This is a genomic window from Pseudonocardia pini, assembly GCF_013870575.1.
Classification (GTDB): Bacteria; Actinomycetota; Actinomycetes; order Mycobacteriales; family Pseudonocardiaceae; genus Pseudonocardia; species Pseudonocardia pini.
In genome coordinates, this window is record NZ_JACBXB010000040.1 from 1 (window position 1) to 15,025 (window position 15,025).

Here is a 15,025-nt window from a genome sequence, read left to right on the forward strand (position 1 = left end):
GGCGGCGCGGACGACGCGGTGGTCATCGGGGTTCCCTCCGGCCTCGGGTGGTGACGGCGACCTTGGGCCGCCGGGCGAGCGGCAGCGCGTCGAGCAGGGTGTCCGTGGTGTCGCGGACGCTGTCTCGCAACCCGGTCATGCCGCCTGCGTCGTCCGGCCAGCCCTCGGCCCGGACCACGATCTTGCGGGCGGAGGCGGACACGGTGGCGGCCGCGACGTCGTCGGACGCCCGGACGGTCCGGCCGACCAGCCTGGCCAGCACGCGCGGCGAGGTGGAGACGGTCATCGCCGGGGTCGGCGAGGTCAGCGGCACGTCGTGGCGGCGGGCGAGCAGGGCCACCAGCAGGAGCAGCAGCCCGAGCACGCCGACGCAGACGGACACGACGAGGACCGGGCCGTCAGACCAGGTCAGCTCGGTCAGGCCCGCCTGCCACGACTGCCAGGGCACGACGAGACCGGTGGTCGCGCCGGGTCGGACCCACGCGGCGACCACCTCGACGACGAGCAGCACGCCGACCGCGGCGAGGGCGAGGCCCAGGAGCGGGGACAGCGTGCGGAGCAGCACGCGCACGGGGATCCCTCCTTACTGGATGCGGGGCCGCGCGGGCCCGACGGGCGGGCGCAGCCCCGACACGGTGACGGCCAGCGACCGGACCTGGTACCCGGTGAGCCGGGCCAGCTCGTCGGTGATCCGCTCGCGCACGGTCGCGACGGTGGTGCGCACCGGCGCGGGGTACGCGCAGGTCAGCTCGAGCCGCACGTCCACGGAGTCGCCCGAGGCACTGATCCGGGCGCGGGGACCCGCGTCGCCCACGTCGAGCCCCGCGACCCGGCGCTCGCGGTGCAGCGTGCCGGGGGTCCGGTCGGTCACGTACTCGACGATCTTGCGCAGCACCACGGGATCGATGTCCAGCGCGCCGCGCTCGTCGGCGTCGGGGGCCCAGTCGGGCAGCGCGACGGCCGCGGCCGCCCGCGAGGCCGGGGCGGGCGGGATCACTTGTCCCGGCCCCGACCGAGGACGCCGGACAGGTCCAGCTCGCCGTCGAGGAACCGGCCGACCGCGAGCCCGATGGCGCCGAGGACCAGCACGATGACGAAGGCGACGAAGCCGCCGAACGCGGCGGCGAGGCCCAGCAGGAGCCCGGCCAGCAGACCGGTCTGGGTGGCGTTCATTCTCGCTCCAGGGTGCAGGAGGGCCGGTCCACGCGGGTGCGGGACCGGCGACGGGCCGTCCGGATCGCCGCGACGACGATCCGGACCGGCAGCGGCGGTGTGGGGACGAAGACGACCGGGGCGTCGAAGCGGGGGTCGGCGGGAGGCTCGCGGAACCGGGCCATCCCGGCCGCGAAGACCTCCGGGTCGCCGCCGCGGTCGGGATGGTGCTCCCGGACGAAGGCGCGGAAGGCGGCCCTGTCGAGTGCGGCCCGGTCCTGCGGGGTCACAGCTCGACCATGGCGTCGACCGGGCCGGGGACCACGTCGGACACGGTGAGGTCCACGGGGCGGGCGCCCACCACGCGGGCGACCCGGGCCCGCAGGCCCGCGACGACCACCGGGATCGGGGTGCCGAGGTGGAGCACCACCCCGACCTCGACCGGGCGGGCGGGATCGGTGTCCACCCGCACCCCGACGAGCTTGCGGCCGGCCAGGTGGGTCGCCACGTCCCCGAACACGCCGCCGTCCAGGCGGGCCACCGCGGGATCCGCGACGACCACCTCGGCGACGGCGAGCGCGAGGGCGTCCGTCTCCGGGCCGGGTCCGCTCACTCGACGCGCGACGGGGCGGGCGTCACCGCGGGCGCCACCGGCGGCTCGTCGTCGTCCTCGGGCAGGTGGATGTCGTTGACCGCGATGTTGACCTCGATCACCTCGAGCCCGGTCATCCGCTCGACGGCGGTGATCACGTTGCGCCGCACCGCGCGGGCCAGGTCTACGATGGACGCGCCGTACTCGACCACGAGGTCGAGGTCCACGGCGGCCTGCTTCTCGCCGACCTCGACCTGCACGCCCGCGATGTTCGAGGCGCCGGTGCCGCCACCGGGGATCCGCTCACGGATCGCGCCGAACGCGCGGGACACGCCGCCGCCCATCGAGTGGACGCCGGAGATCTCCCGGGCGGCGATGCCGGCGATCTTCTGCACCACGGAGGCGGAGATCGTCGTCTTGCCCTGGGCCGTGTCCTCGGCGAGCCTGCTCGGGCTCCCCGCGACGGAGGTCGCGGTGGCCGTCGTCGGTGTGGCACTGGCGGGAGTGGGGCTGCTCATGCGTACTCCTCAGAAGACGTCGGGTGCGCCGGGTCGCCGGCGCCCTACACATGTTCGGACGGCGCGGGGGCCGGATCCTCACGCACCTTCACTCGATCGGCGGATGCGGTAGCGCAGCAGGAGGTTGCCCTCGGACTCCAGCACGGACTCCAGGGTCATGGTCTCCGGATCGTGGCCCGCGGCGGAGCGGGCGATCCGCCCCGCGTCCCCCGCGGCCAGCAACGGGGCGAGGGTGAGGCAGAGCTCGTCGACCGCGCCCGCGGCGACCAGGTCCCCGTGCAGGCCGGGACCGCCCTCGCACAGCACCCGGCGCAGCCCGCGCCGCTCCAGCTCGGCGAGCAGGGTGGCAGGGGCCAGGTCCGGCAGCTCGACGACGTCGCCGCCCGCCTCCCGCAGCGCCGCCCGCCGGTCGGCGGGGGCCTCGGCGGTGGTGAGCACGATCGTCGGCACGGCGGTGTCGGTGAACAGCCCGAGATCGGGCGCCAGCGCGGCCGACCCGGTCACCACGGCGATCGGCGGGGGAGTGTCGCGGCCGACAGTGGGCTTGCGGGCACCCCGGTACCGCTCGGCCCGCGCGGTGCCCGCCCCGACCAGGACCACGTCCGCGAGCCTGCGCAGGATACCGAACACGGCCTTGTCGGCGGCTGAGCCGAGGCCCGCCGACCGGCCGTCGACGGACACGGCGCCGTCGAGGCTGGACACGAAGTTCACCCGCACCCAGGGCCGGTCGAGGTCCGGCGGGTAGGCGTAGGGCTCGGTCAGGTCCGCATCCGTGAGGTCCGGTCCGGGCGGGAGCAGTCGGCGCACCCCGCCATCCCACCATCCCTGTGACCCGTCAGGGCTTTCGGCGCTCGGGTGGTGAGGTTAGCCTTCCCCCGACCGAGGGACGACACAGTGAGGCCAGGATGGCCTCACAGGACGCGGAGGTGACGCGTGGCGGTGGGTACGGCGCAGGTGGCGGAGGCGCCCCGGCGACCCCCACGGTCGAAGCGGTCGCTGCGCACGCGCAGGCTGGCCGGGCTCATCGCCCTGGTGGTGCTGCTCGTCGTCGTGGTCTTCCTGAGCATCGCGCTGGGCACGAAGGTCATCCCGCTGTCGAACGTGTGGAGCGCGCTCGTCTCGCCGACCGGCACCGAGGACGACATCGTCATCCGCTCGCTGCGCATCCCGCGCACGGTCCTCGGCGTGCTCGTCGGCGCCGCGCTCGGCCTGGCGGGGGCCCTGATCCAGGGCCACACCCGCAACCCGCTGGCGGACCCCGGCCTGCTCGGCGTGAACATGGGCGCGGCGTTCTTCGTGGTCGTCGGCATCTACGTGTTCGGCGTGACCACGCTGTTCGGCTACGTCTGGTTCGCCTTCGCGGGCGCGATGGTGGCCAGCGTCGCGGTGTTCCTGCTCGGCGCCGCGGGCGGTCGCGGCAGCCCCACCCCCGTCACCCTCGCGCTCGCGGGCGCGGCCCTGACCTTCCTGCTCAGCGGCCTGGTCTCGGCGATCATCCTGATCGACACGGACACCCTGGACGCCTACCGGTTCTGGAACGTCGGCTCGCTCGCCGGGCGAGACGCCGAGATCGCGGGTCAGGTGGTGGGCTTCCTGGTGGTCGGGACGCTGATCGCGCTCGCGAGCGCGCCCGCGCTCAACGCCCTGTCGCTGGGGGAGGACGTGGCCCGCTCGCTCGGCCAGTCCGTGCGCCGGACCCGGGTGCTGGGGGTCGTCGCGATCACCCTGCTGGCGGGCGGGGCCACGGCCGCGTGCGGGCCCATCGGGTTCGTCGGGCTGGTGGTGCCGCACGTCGTCCGGGCGTTCACCGGGCCGGACTACCGGTGGCTGCTGCCCGCCTCCGGGCTGATGGGCGCGGTGCTGCTGCTGGCCGCGGACGTGGTGGGCAGGCTCGTGGCACGGCCCGGCGAGCTGCAGGTGGGGATCGTGTTGGCGCTGGTCGGCGCGCCCTTCTTCATCGCGCTCGTCCGCCGCCGGAAGATGATGTCGATCTGATGGCGGCCCCGACCTCCGACACCGCCCCGCCCCCGGTGCGGGTCCCGGGCCGCACGCCGGTGCGCCGCGGCCCGGTCTCCGGCGTCTGGCGCCCGCGGAACGTGCTCGTCATCGTGGTGGCGTCGCTCGTGCTGCTGCTCGCGCTCGCGGTGAACATCGGCCGCGGCGAGTTCCCGATCTCCATCCCCGAGGTGCTGGCCGTGCTGTTCGGCGGCGGGGACGCGGGCCAGCAGTTCATCGTGCTGGAGCTGCGGCTGCCGCGGTCGCTGACCGGGCTGCTGGTCGGCGGGGCGCTGGCCGTGTCCGGGGCGATCCTGCAGTCCATCGCCCGCAACCCGCTGGCCAGCCCGGACATCATCGGGATCACCTGGGGGGCGAGCGCCGCCGCCGTCACGCTGATCGTGCTCGGCGGGTCCGGGCTGGTCGGGTCGCTGGCGGCCGTCGGGCTGCCGATCGCGGCGCTCGTCGGCGGGTTGGTCACCGCGGTGCTGATCTACACGCTGTCCTGGCGGCGCGGCATCCAGGGCTTCCGGCTGGTGCTCGTGGGCATCGGGATCAACGCGATGCTCGCGGCCCTGGTCAACTGGCTGCTGATCATCGCGCAGGTCTACGAGGCCGCCCGCGCGCAGGTCTGGCTGAACGGCAGCCTCAACGCCCGCGGCTGGGAGCACGTGGTCCCCGTGGGGCTGGCCCTGGTGATCCTCGTGCCCGCCGCGCTCGTCCTGTCCTTCGTGATGGGGGCCCTGCAGTACAGCGACGACACCGCGAAGGCGCTCGGCGTGCGGGTCAACACCGCTCGCAGCCTGCTGCTCCTCGTGGCCGTCGGGCTGGCCGCGGTCGCGACGGCGGGGGCGGGCCCGATCGTCTTCGTGGCTCTGGTGGCCCCGCAGATCGCGCAGCGGCTGGTCGGCTCCGCGCGACCCCCGATCGGGGCCTCGCTGGTGATCGGCGCCGCGCTCACGGTGATCTCCGACGTCATCGCCCGCACCGCGTTCGGCGCCGTCGAGCTGCCCGTCGGCGTGGTGACGGCCGTGCTGGGCGCCCCGTACCTGCTCTACCTGCTGATCAGACAAGGCCGGGAGGCCCGCGCATGACCTCGACCCGCACCGAGACGACGGCGCAGGGGGAGCAGACGGACCGGGTCCGGCTCGCCGCGGAGGGCGTCCGGCTGGGCTACGGCGACCGGACGATCGTCGACGACCTGGATCTCGAGGTCCTGCACGGCACGGTCACCGCGGTGATCGGGCCGAACGGCTGCGGCAAGTCGACGCTGCTGCGTGCCCTCGGCAGGCTGCTGGCCCCCACGAAGGGCCACGTGCTGCTCGACGGCCGCCGGATCGACCGGATGCCCACCAAGGAGGTCGCGACGGTCCTGGGCCTGCTGCCCCAGGCGCCCACCGCGCCCGAGGGCCTCACGGTGGGCGACCTCGTCGCCCGGGGGCGGCACCCGCACCAGGCCTGGTACCGCCAGTGGTCCGGGGACGACGAGGAGGCCGTGGCCGAGGCCCTGGCCTGGACGGGCATCGCCGACCTCGCCGAGCGGCCGGTCGACGAGCTCTCCGGCGGCCAGCGCCAACGCGCCTGGATCTCCATGGCGCTCGCGCAGGGCACCGAGCTGCTGCTGCTCGACGAGCCCACCACGTTCCTCGACCTGGCCCACCAGGTGGAGGTGCTGGAGCTGGTGGACCGGCTGCACACCGAGCGCGGCCGGACCGTGGTGATGGTGCTGCACGACCTCAACCTCGCCGCCCGGTACGCCGACCGGCTGGTCGCCATGCGGGACGGGCGGATCATGGCCTCGGGCACGCCCGCGGAGGTGATCACCGAGCCGCTGCTGCGCGAGGTCTTCGGACTCGACGCCCGGGTCGTCCCGGATCCCGTGGCGGGCACCCCGCTCGTCGTGCCGATCGGGACCCACCGGGTCTGAGCCGTCCACGATTCCCTCGGCCGGCGGCCTGCTGCGCAGCTCCGGCCCACTCCGCCCCTGCATTCGTGCGTTCCCCGCCATGATCGCGACACCGTCGGAAATGCGCGCGAACAGCGCGGTCACCGGCTCGGCGGGCACTCCTCGCGGCATTCGCGCCCGGCTCGACCGCGACAATTCCCGGAGTCGGCATTCCGGGCCGCAGCGGCCGACCCGAGCACCCGCGCCGCCCCATGCTCGACGTTCGGTGATTCGAGAATCGTCGTGGCGCGCTTCCACTGTGTGACCGCACATTCGCCGAGCGCATCGGTCGTTATACACTCGCCGCCCACACGGGACGTATGGGGCCTGCCGTCAAAAAGCGGGGGCGAGCCTACTCGAATTCGTTGATCCGGAAACCAGGTGATCGGTATCACCCGGCCGCCGAAGGTTGTCCGCGAAGAGGGGGTAGCGACGTGAGGTGGATTCCGTGATCTCGCAGACCGGGTCGACGTCGTCGGACACGGGGCCCTCGGGGGCCGGGCCCGAGCACGCGGGTCGGTCGCGCCAGGTCCTGGCGGACGTCGCGAAGGCGCTCGCCCACCCGGACCGGATCTGGATCCTGCAGCTGTTGGGGGACGGCGAACGGTCCGTGGCCGAGCTGCGTGCCTGTACCGGCCAGGTGGCGTCCACACTGTCCTCGCACCTCGCCGTGCTGCGGCACGCCGACCTGGTCTCCGTGCGCCGGGAGGGCCCGGTCGTCTGCTACGCGCTGGTGGACTCCTCGGCCCTGGGTGTCCTCGCGTCGCTGCGCGAGGTGGTGGTCGGTGCGATGGACCGCCGAGACGTCGCCTTCGGGGCCCTGCCGGAGGAGCGCCGCCGGACGGAGTGATCGCTAGAGTTCGCCCATGGCGAGCGTGCGCACGATCTTCCGGGTGCCCGAGGGGCCCGTCGACCTGAGGGCGATCGACCCCCGCGGCAGGCCGACCGGGCCCTCGGACAAGGCCGCCGCCGCGGAGGCGATGGGCGAGCTCGACGTCCGGCTCGACGCGTTGCAGGAGGCCCTCTACGCGGAGGGCACGGGAGGCGGGCACCGCTCGGTGCTGCTCGTGCTGCAGGGCATGGACACGTCCGGCAAGGGCGGCGTGATCGGGCACGTGGTGGGGATGGTGAACCCGCAGGGCGTGCACATCGCCTCGTTCAAGCGGCCCACGCCGGAGGAGCTGTCCCACGACTTCCTGTGGCGGATCCGCAAGCAGGTCCCGCAGCCGGGGCGGATCGGGGTGTTCGACCGCTCCCACTACGAGGACGTGCTCGTCGCGCGGGTGGACTCGCTGGTCCCGCAGGAGGTGTGGGAGGCCCGCTACGACCAGATCCGCGCCTTCGAGGCCGAGCTGTCCGAGCAGGGCGTGACCGTGCTCAAGTGCATGCTGCACATCTCCCCGGAGGAGCAGGCCGAGCGGCTGCTGGCCCGGCTCGACGACCCGGCCAAGCGCTGGAAGTACAACCCGGGGGACATCGACTCCCGCAGCAGGTGGCCCGCCTACCGGGAGGCCTACGAGGCGGCCCTGGAGCGGTGCGACGCGGACGTGGCGCCCTGGTACGTCATCCCGTCGGACCGCAAGTGGTACCGGAACTGGGCGATCGCGGCGCTGCTGGCCGAGACGCTCGGGGACGTCGCCCCGGAGTTCCCGCCGCCGGACTACGACGTGGACGTGGAGCGGGCGCGGCTGAAGGCCTCCGTCGTCCGTTGACCGTCAGGTGACCAGCGGGTGGATCGCCCAGAACGCCAGTGCCGCGCACAGTGCGGCGGCGGGAAGGGTGACCACCCACGCGACGGCGATGTTGCCCGCCACGTTCCACCGCACCGCGGAGAGCCGCTTGGTGGCGCCCACCCCGAGGATGGACGACGTGATCGTCTGGGTGGTCGAGATCGGCGCCGCGAAGGCGAACGCGGTCGTGTAGAGCACCGCGGAGGCCGTGAGCTCGGCGGCGAACCCGCGCGGCGGGTCGAGGTCGATGATCCGCCGCCCGAGGGTCCGCATGATCCGCCAGCCGCCCGCGTAGGTGCCCGCGGACAGCGCCCCGGCCGAGATCAGCACGACCCACCAGGGCACCTCGCTGCCCTGGTGGAAGCCCCCGACGACCAGCGCGAGCACGATCACGCCCATCGTCTTCTGGGCGTCCTGCAGGCCGTGTCCCAGCGCCATGGCCGCCGCCGACACGGTCTGGGCGTGCCGGAAGCCGCGGGACAGGCGCGTCGGGTTGCGGTCCTTGAAGATCCAGAGGATCGCGATCATGACCAGGCCCGCCAGCACGAACCCGACGACCGGCGAGAGCACCATCGGGACCAGCACCTTCTCCACGACCCCGTCCCACTTCACGGTGCCCGCCGAGGCCGTCGCCGCCCCGACCAGACCGCCGATGAGGGCGTGGGACGAGGAGCTGGGCAGGCCGAACCACCAGGTCACGAGGTTCCAGGCGATCGCGCCGAGCAGGGCGGCGAGCACCACCGCCAACCCCGACATCCCCTGGGGCGCCTCGATGATGCCGCTGCCGACCGTGGAGGCCACCTCGGTGCCGAGGAAGGCGCCGATCAGGTTCATCACCGCCGCCATCGCGAGCGCGACCCGCGGGGACAGGGCCCGGGTGGCGACCGAGGTGGCGATCGCGTTGGCCGCATCGTGGAAGCCGTTGGTGTAGTCGAACACCACCGCGACCACGATGACGACGACGACCGCCGTCAGGATCATCAGGCTTCCTTGACCGCGATGCTCTCGACGGTGTTGGCCACCGTCTCGAAGGCGTCCGCGGCCTCCTCGAGGGTGTCCACGACCTCCTTGAGCTTGATGATCTCCAGCACGGCGGCCGGGTCGGTGGGGGTCTCGGCGGGGGAGAGGAGACCGGCGAGCACCGCGTGGTAGGCCTCGTCCGCCTCGTCCTCGAGGGAGTTGACGTGGATCCAGTACTCCTGCAGGGCCGCCATCCGCTCCAGCTTCGGCATCGCCTCCGCGGTGGCGGCCGCGGCCCGGCGCAGCACGTCGACCTGCATCGCGATGCCCGCGGGCAGCCGTTCGAGCCGGTAGAGCACGATCCGGTCGGCGGCCTCCTCGATGTGGTCGACGACGTCGTCGAGCGAGGAGGCGAGCCGGTAGATGTCCTCGCGGTCGAACGGGGTCACGAACACGGAGTTGAGCTTCACCATGATCTCGTGGGTGACCTCGTCGCCCGCGTTCTCGGCCTCCTTGACCCGCTTGGCGATCGCGGGCCGGTCCGCGGGCACGGCGTCCACCATCGACGCCAGCTCGTCGGCGGCGACCACGATGTTCTCCGCGGCGCGGGTGAACAGGGGGTAGAAGCCCCGCTCCTGTGGCGTCAACCGAAAGGCCATGCCGCGTTTTCTACCTGTTCACTTCCGCGTCGTGCCGCCCGGGGGCGGGTTCGCGCCCCCGCGCGCCCGGTGGTCTCCTGCATGATCTCGTCGGTGCCACCGTAGAGCGATCCACGCCTCGGGGGCGAACCGGTCGGAGATCGACCGGTCCGCCCCCGAGCCGTGGACCATGGTCGCGGGTGGCGGCGGGGAGGTGCCGTCGGCCCCTCCGGCGCCACAGCTCGTCGGGCCGTCGGCCGCACCTGCCCCGGCGCACCGCACCCGCGGGCACACTGGGGCCATGCGACACGTCGAGGGCCTCGAGGGGACACGGAAGCCGTACTCGGTGATCGGGCTGGGCACCTGGCAGTTCGGGTCGAAGGAGTGGGGGTACGGGGCGGACTTCGAGGTGGAGGCCGCGCGGATCGTCGCGCGGGCCCGCGAGCTCGGGGTGACCTTCTTCGACACCGCCGAGGTCTACGGCTTCGGGCGCTCGGAGCGGATCCTCGGCAAGGCCCTCGCCGACACCGGTGGCACCGACGACGTCGTGGTCGCCACCAAGATCTTCCCGGTGCTGCCCACGGCCGCCGTGGTGCAGCAGCGCGGCGTGGCCAGCGCCCAGCGGCTCGGGGTCCGCACGCTCGACCTCTACCAGGTGCACCAGCCGAACCCGCTGGTCTCCGACGCCACGACGATGCGCGGCATGCAGGCGCTGCGAGACGTCGGCGTGGTCGACGAGGTCGGGGTGTCCAACTACGCGCTGAAGCGCTGGCGCTCGGCGGAGGTGCGGCTCGGGTCGCCGCTGCTGTCCAACCAGGTGCAGTTCAGCCTGGTCCACCGGGACCCGATGCCGGAGATGCTGCCCTGGGCCCAGCGGACCGGGCACCTCGTGATCGCCTACAGCCCGCTCGCGCAGGGGCTGCTGTCCGGGCGCTACGACCGGGACAACCGACCCGCCAACGGCGTCCGTTCCGCCAACGCGATGTTCCTGCCGGAGAACCTCGACGCCGCGAAACCCCTGCTGGACACCCTGCGGGACGTGGCCTCGGCCCACGACGCCACCCCGTCGCAGGCCGCGCTGGCCTGGGTGGTCCACCAGCCCAACGTCGTCGCGATCCCCGGTGCGTCCAGTGTGGCCCAGCTGGAGAGCAACGTGGCCGCCGCGGACATCCGGCTGACCGCGGACGAGTACGCGGCCCTCACGGCCGCCGCGGAGGCCTACCGGCCGGTCACCGGTTTCCCGGCGATCCCCAAGCTGGTGGCCTCCCGCAGGCGGGGATGAGCCGCGAAACGTCCGCTTCCTCCGGGTTCGCGGGGGAATCGAGTGACGTACGACCGGGCGGAATGCCCTGACGAACGGGCCCTCGCGGCGTTAGCGTTGGCCCGTGAGCACGGCGCAGATCGGGGCAGGCACCCCACCCGAGACCCGATCGGCCGCCCGACGACGGCACGACGGCGTCGTCGCGCAGCTGGTGAGGGCCTATCGGGACGTGCCGGCGGGCACCCGCGTACGGCTGGGCAAACGCACCTCGAACCTCTTCCGCTTCGGCGCGCCGACCACCGAGGTCGTGCACCTGGACACCGCGGGCCTGCACGGCGTGATCGAGGTCGACCGCGAGGCCCACACCGCGGACGTGCAGGGCATGTGCACCTACGAGGACCTGGTCGCCGCCACCCTCCCGCACGGGCTGATGCCGCTCGTCGTCCCCCAGCTCAAGACCATCACCCTCGGTGGCGCGGTGACCGGGCTCGGGATCGAGTCGACGTCGTTCCGGCACGGTCTGCCCCACGAGTCGGTCCTGGAGATGGACGTGCTCACCCCCGCCGGTGAGCTGGTCACGGCCACCCCGGACAACGACCACGCCGACCTCTACGCCGCCTTCGCCAACTCCTACGGCACCCTGGGCTACGCCCTCCGGATCCGGATCGAGCTGATCCCGGTGAAGCCGTACGTGCGGCTGACCCACCACCGCTTCCGCACCGCGGAGGAGGCCACCGCGGCCCTCACCCGGTTCACGGCGGGCCCGGCGGACTTCGTCGACGGCACCGTGTTCTCGCCGACCGAGCACTACGTGAGCGTGGGGGAGTTCGTCGACCGGCCGCTCCCGGGTGCGCGGGTCAGCGACTACACCGGCATGGAGGTGTTCTACCGGTCGCTGCGGACCCGCCCGGTCGACCACCTCACCGTGCACGACTACCTCTGGCGCTGGGACACGGACTGGTTCTGGTGCTCCCGGGCCTTCGGCGTGCAGGTCCCGGCCGTGCGCAGGCTCTGGCCGAAGCGCTACCGCCGCTCGGACGTGTACCGCAGGCTGGTCGCGCTGGACCAGCGCCACCAGGCGTCGAACAGGGTCCGCCGCCGCCTCGGGCACCCCGAGGAGGAGATGGTGATCCAGGACGTCGAGATCCCCACGGCCCGGCTGCCGGAGTTCCTCGCGGAGTTCCACGAGCACGTCGGGATCGCGCCGGTCTGGCTCTGCCCGCTGCAGCTGCGCGGGGACCGGACCTGGCCGCTCTACCCGATGGAGGCCCACACGCCGTACGTCAACGTGGGCTTCTGGTCGTCCGTGCCCATCACGGGCGAGCGCTGGGAGCACAACCGGTTCGTCGAGGACCTCGTCGCCCGGTTGGACGGACACAAGAGCCTCTACTCCACCGTCCACTATGCGGAGGCGGAGTTCTGGGAGCGGTACAACGGCACCGCGTACCGCGCGGTGAAGGAGCGCTACGACCCCGAGGGTCGGGTGCCGGACCTGTACACGAAGGTGGGTGGGGGAGCATGAGCATGCGCGTCGCCGAGGTCTTCGGTCACGTCATCGGTCAGGACGCGCCGATCCGGTTGATCGCCTACGACGGCAGCAAGTCCGGTCCGGACGACGCCGAGATCGCCCTGCGGATCGAGTCCCCCCGGGCGCTGGCCCGGCTGGCCTCGGCTCCGGGCACGCTGGGTCTGGCGCGGGCGTACGTGACCGGCGAGATCGACGTGGAGGGGGACCTCTACAGCGCGCTCGCGTCGCTGTCGGAGATCACCCTCCACGGGGTGTCCAAGGCGGACTTCGCGAAGCTGCTCGCGGCCGTCGGTCCGGTGTGGCTCAAGTACCGGCCCGCGCCGCCCGAGCTGGAGGCCAGGCCGCGGGGCAGGCTGCACTCGAAGTTCCGGGACAGCCAGGTCATCTCGCACCACTACGACGTCTCGAACCGGTTCTACGAGTGGGTCCTCGGCCCCTCGATGACCTACACCTGTGCCGCCTACCCGAGCGCCGACGCCACGCTCGAGGAGGCGCAGGCCGCCAAGTACGAGCTGGTGGCGAACAAGCTCGCGCTGGAGCCGGGCATGCGGCTGCTCGACGTCGGCTGCGGATGGGCGGGCATGGTCCGCCACGCGGCGCGGATGGGCGTGCACGCGCTGGGCGTGACCCTGTCCCGCGCCCAGGCCGAGTGGGGCCAGGAGGCGATCCGCCGGGAGGGCCTCGAGGAGTTCGCCGAGGTGCGGCACCTGGACTACCGGGACGTCCCGGAGACGGGGTTCGACGCGATCAGCTCGATCGGGCTCACCGAGCACATCGGCAAGAAGCAGCTCCCGCACTACTTCGGCTTCCTCCATGGCAAGCTCCGGCCCGAGGGCAGGCTGCTCAACCACTGCATCACCCAGCCCCGCACGGTGAACAAGCGCAAGGTGGACCCGTTCATCGGCCGGTACGTCTTCCCGGACGGGCAGCTGGAGTCGCCCGGCCTGCTGATGACCGAGATGAACGACGCCGGCTTCGAGATCCGGCACGAGGAGAACCTGCGCGAGCACTACGCGCTGACCCTCCGCGACTGGGGCCGCAACCTCGAGGAGCACTGGGACGAGGCCGTCGAGGAGGTCGGGATCGGGCGGGCCCGGGTCTGGCGGCTCTACATGGCGGCGTGTCGGCTGGGCTTCGACCTGGACAACATCCAGCTGCACCAGATGCTCGGCGTGAAGCTCGGCGACCACGGCCGCTCCGGGATGCCGCTGCGCGGCTGGCGGGCCGAGGGTGTCTGGTAGCGAACGCCTGACCCCGCTCGACGCCTCGTTCCTCTTCATGGAGGAGCGGACGACGGCGATGACCCTCGGTGGGGTCATGACCTTCGAGCCCGGGGCGGACGGGTTCGCGGTCGACGAGTTCGTCGAGCTCATCGGCTCGCGGCTCGCCCTCGTGCCGCGGTACCGGCAGAAGGTGCGCGAGGTGCCGGGCAGGCTCGGGCTGCCCGTGTGGGTGGACGACCCGGACTTCGACCTGAGCTTCCACGTGCGGCGCTCGGCGCTGCCCGCTCCGGGCTCGGACGTGGCGCTGCGCGAGCTCGTCGGACGGCTGCTGTCCCGCCAGCTCGACCGCTCCCGCCCGCTCTGGGAGATCTACGTCGTCGAGGGCTTCGAGGGGCACCGGGTCGCCGTCGTCACGAAGACCCACCACGCCATGGTGGACGGGCTGGGGTCGATGGACATCGGGGCGGTCCTGCTGGACGTCACCCCCGAGCCCCGCCGGGTCGACGACGCCGAGTGGCAGCCCGCCCGCGAGCCGTCCGGCCTGGAGCTGGCGACCACCGCGGTGCTGGAGAACCTCCTCCGCCCCCGCTCGGCGGTCGACGCCCTGACCCGCTCGGCCCGGGACGTCCGCGAGGTGGCGGCCACGGTGAAACGGTCGGTCGGCGGGCTCGCGGACGCCTTCCGCACGGCCAACCGCGGCCGCTCGGTCTGGGCGCTCAACGCCCCGATCGGCGCGCAGCGGCGGTTCGGCATGGCCCGGACCTCGCTGTTCGAGCACCGGGTGATCCGACGGCGGCACGGCGCGGGCGGCGGGTCGGTGAACGACGTCGTGCTCGCCGTGGTCACCGGGGCGTTGCGGCGCTGGCTGATCGCCCGCGGCGAGCCGATCTTCCCGGACTCCGTGGTGCGGGCGATGGTGCCGGTCAGCGTGCGCGGCCGCAACGGGTCGGCCACCAGCGGCAACCAGATCTCGGCGGTCTTCGTGGAGCTGCCGGTCGGCGACCCGGACCCGGTGCGACGGCTGCGGTCGATCGCCGTGCAGATGGAGGCGCGCAAGCGGTTCGGCCGCTCGGCCGGGACGACCGCGGTCGTCGGGCTGGCCGGGCTGGCCACGCCCGCGATGCACCAGATGGGCGCCCGGCTGTCCTCGCGCCTGTCGTCGCGGCTGTTCAACGTGGTGGTCACCCACGTGCCCGGGCCACCACGGCCGCTGTACGCCATGGGTGCGCGGATGCGGGACGTGTACCCGGTCGTCCCGCTGGCGCACGGCCAGGCCGTCGCGGTCGGCGTGACCAGCTACGACGGCACGGTCTGCTACGGGCTCAACGCGGACCGGGACGCGCTGCCGGACGTCGACGTGCTCGCCGAGGCCCTCAACGACTCGCTCGCCGAGCTCAAGGAGGCACCGGCCGCCGAGCCGGACCCCACGTCCGGCTGAACGTCCTTCCCCGGCGCGCGGCGGGCGCGGCACGGCTCGCGCTGT

18 protein-coding genes are annotated in these 15,025 nt (G+C 73.2%); 9 read left to right on the top strand and 9 right to left on the bottom strand.

All coding sequences use genetic code 11. The features are described 5' to 3' along the window. Positions 1 to 22: 22 nt before the first annotated feature. The 7 genes from H5J29_RS04690 to H5J29_RS04720 form a co-directional block, all read right to left on the bottom strand. Positions 23 to 571: a DUF6286 domain-containing protein gene (locus H5J29_RS04690; protein WP_181779663.1), complete on the bottom strand. Its 549-nt coding sequence runs from the start codon at positions 569 to 571 to the stop codon at positions 23 to 25. A 12-nt stretch (positions 572 to 583) separates the two neighbouring features. After that, entirely contained in the window at positions 584 to 997 is a 414-nt protein-coding gene (locus H5J29_RS04695; protein WP_312858058.1) for an Asp23/Gls24 family envelope stress response protein, read from the bottom strand. Beyond that, positions 994 to 1,173, bottom strand: coding sequence for a hypothetical protein (locus H5J29_RS04700; protein WP_181779664.1), 180 nt, complete (start codon positions 1,171 to 1,173; stop codon positions 994 to 996). Before H5J29_RS04700 ends, H5J29_RS04695 begins: the two co-directional genes overlap by 4 nt. Then, positions 1,170 to 1,442: a hypothetical protein gene (locus H5J29_RS04705; protein ID WP_181779665.1), complete on the bottom strand. Its 273-nt coding sequence runs from the start codon at positions 1,440 to 1,442 to the stop codon at positions 1,170 to 1,172. Before H5J29_RS04705 ends, H5J29_RS04700 begins: the two co-directional genes overlap by 4 nt. Next, positions 1,439 to 1,765, bottom strand: a complete 327-nt coding sequence (locus H5J29_RS04710; protein WP_181779666.1) for a hypothetical protein — start codon at positions 1,763 to 1,765, stop codon at positions 1,439 to 1,441. The genes H5J29_RS04705 and H5J29_RS04710 overlap by 4 nt, the downstream gene beginning before the upstream one ends. After that, entirely contained in the window at positions 1,762 to 2,262 is a 501-nt protein-coding gene (locus tag H5J29_RS04715; protein WP_181779667.1) for an Asp23/Gls24 family envelope stress response protein, read from the bottom strand. Before H5J29_RS04715 ends, H5J29_RS04710 begins: the two co-directional genes overlap by 4 nt. 78 nt (positions 2,263 to 2,340) lie before the next feature. Continuing rightward, the gene (locus tag H5J29_RS04720) at positions 2,341 to 3,069 is read right to left on the bottom strand and encodes a pyrimidine reductase family protein (RefSeq protein ID WP_181779668.1); all 729 of its coding nucleotides are present in this window, start codon (positions 3,067 to 3,069) and stop codon (positions 2,341 to 2,343) included. Positions 3,070 to 3,201: 132 nt separating this feature from the next. Here H5J29_RS04720 and H5J29_RS04725 point away from each other — a divergent pair, with 132 nt between their 5' ends. The 5 genes from H5J29_RS04725 (at position 3,202) to H5J29_RS04745 (ending at position 7,914) form a co-directional block, all read left to right on the top strand. Next, positions 3,202 to 4,257, top strand: a complete 1,056-nt coding sequence (locus H5J29_RS04725) for a FecCD family ABC transporter permease (RefSeq protein WP_312858061.1) — start codon at positions 3,202 to 3,204, stop codon at positions 4,255 to 4,257. Beyond that, entirely contained in the window at positions 4,257 to 5,351 is a 1,095-nt protein-coding gene (locus tag H5J29_RS04730) for a FecCD family ABC transporter permease (RefSeq protein WP_181779669.1), read from the top strand. The genes H5J29_RS04725 and H5J29_RS04730 overlap by 1 nt, the downstream gene beginning before the upstream one ends. Beyond that, positions 5,348 to 6,184, top strand: a complete 837-nt coding sequence (locus H5J29_RS04735; protein ID WP_181779670.1) for an ABC transporter ATP-binding protein — start codon at positions 5,348 to 5,350, stop codon at positions 6,182 to 6,184. Before H5J29_RS04730 ends, H5J29_RS04735 begins: the two co-directional genes overlap by 4 nt. Positions 6,185 to 6,650: 466 nt before the next feature. After that, a complete protein-coding gene (locus tag H5J29_RS34685; RefSeq protein WP_220186989.1) occupies positions 6,651 to 7,052 on the top strand; it encodes an ArsR/SmtB family transcription factor in 402 nt (133 codons plus the stop codon). A 16-nt stretch (positions 7,053 to 7,068) separates the two neighbouring features. Next, positions 7,069 to 7,914, top strand: a complete 846-nt coding sequence (locus H5J29_RS04745; RefSeq protein WP_181779671.1) for a PPK2 family polyphosphate kinase — start codon at positions 7,069 to 7,071, stop codon at positions 7,912 to 7,914. Between the two features lie 3 nt (positions 7,915 to 7,917). Here the strand turns inward: H5J29_RS04745 and H5J29_RS04750 are convergent, their stop codons facing one another. Together H5J29_RS04750 and H5J29_RS04755 are read right to left on the bottom strand one after the other, a co-directional pair. Further along, positions 7,918 to 8,913, bottom strand: coding sequence for an inorganic phosphate transporter (locus H5J29_RS04750; protein WP_181779672.1), 996 nt, complete (start codon positions 8,911 to 8,913; stop codon positions 7,918 to 7,920). Beyond that, on the bottom strand, positions 8,913 to 9,551 hold the full coding sequence (locus tag H5J29_RS04755) for a DUF47 domain-containing protein (protein WP_181779673.1): 639 nt from the start codon (positions 9,549 to 9,551) through the stop codon (positions 8,913 to 8,915). Before H5J29_RS04755 ends, H5J29_RS04750 begins: the two co-directional genes overlap by 1 nt. Before the next feature lie 280 nt (positions 9,552 to 9,831). Here H5J29_RS04755 and H5J29_RS04760 point away from each other — a divergent pair, with 280 nt between their 5' ends. From H5J29_RS04760 to H5J29_RS04775, 4 genes are all read left to right on the top strand, one after another. Next, positions 9,832 to 10,812: an aldo/keto reductase gene (locus H5J29_RS04760; protein ID WP_181779674.1), complete on the top strand. Its 981-nt coding sequence runs from the start codon at positions 9,832 to 9,834 to the stop codon at positions 10,810 to 10,812. A gap of 187 nt (positions 10,813 to 10,999) precedes the next feature. Beyond that, positions 11,000 to 12,313, top strand: a complete 1,314-nt coding sequence (locus H5J29_RS04765) for an FAD-binding oxidoreductase (protein ID WP_220186994.1) — start codon at positions 11,000 to 11,002, stop codon at positions 12,311 to 12,313. 2 nt (positions 12,314 to 12,315) lie between these two features. Beyond that, on the top strand, positions 12,316 to 13,560 hold the full coding sequence (locus H5J29_RS04770) for a class I SAM-dependent methyltransferase (RefSeq protein WP_181779679.1): 1,245 nt from the start codon (positions 12,316 to 12,318) through the stop codon (positions 13,558 to 13,560). After that, positions 13,550 to 14,980 carry a WS/DGAT/MGAT family O-acyltransferase gene (locus H5J29_RS04775; protein WP_312858060.1) on the top strand — a complete coding sequence of 477 codons (1,431 nt, stop codon included), beginning with the start codon at positions 13,550 to 13,552 and terminating at the stop codon, positions 14,978 to 14,980. The genes H5J29_RS04770 and H5J29_RS04775 overlap by 11 nt, the downstream gene beginning before the upstream one ends. Positions 14,981 to 15,025 lie beyond the last annotated feature (45 nt).

Excerpts from the sequence above, each read along its gene's own strand:
- H5J29_RS04715 (WP_181779667.1), bottom strand. The coding sequence starts at position 2,262 with ATGAGCAGCCCCACTCCCGCCAGTGCCACACCGACGACGGCCACCGCG.
- H5J29_RS04755 (WP_181779673.1), bottom strand. The coding sequence starts at position 9,551 with ATGGCCTTTCGGTTGACGCCACAGGAGCGGGGCTTCTACCCCCTGTTC.
- H5J29_RS04745 (WP_181779671.1), top strand. The coding sequence starts at position 7,069 with ATGGCGAGCGTGCGCACGATCTTCCGGGTGCCCGAGGGGCCCGTCGAC.
- H5J29_RS04770 (WP_181779679.1), top strand. The coding sequence starts at position 12,316 with ATGCGCGTCGCCGAGGTCTTCGGTCACGTCATCGGTCAGGACGCGCCG.
- H5J29_RS04735 (WP_181779670.1), top strand. The coding sequence starts at position 5,348 with ATGACCTCGACCCGCACCGAGACGACGGCGCAGGGGGAGCAGACGGAC.
- H5J29_RS04750 (WP_181779672.1), bottom strand. The coding sequence starts at position 8,913 with ATGATCCTGACGGCGGTCGTCGTCGTCATCGTGGTCGCGGTGGTGTTC.
- H5J29_RS04700 (WP_181779664.1), bottom strand. The coding sequence starts at position 1,173 with ATGAACGCCACCCAGACCGGTCTGCTGGCCGGGCTCCTGCTGGGCCTC.
- H5J29_RS04730 (WP_181779669.1), top strand. The coding sequence starts at position 4,257 with ATGGCGGCCCCGACCTCCGACACCGCCCCGCCCCCGGTGCGGGTCCCG.
- H5J29_RS04760 (WP_181779674.1), top strand. The coding sequence starts at position 9,832 with ATGCGACACGTCGAGGGCCTCGAGGGGACACGGAAGCCGTACTCGGTG.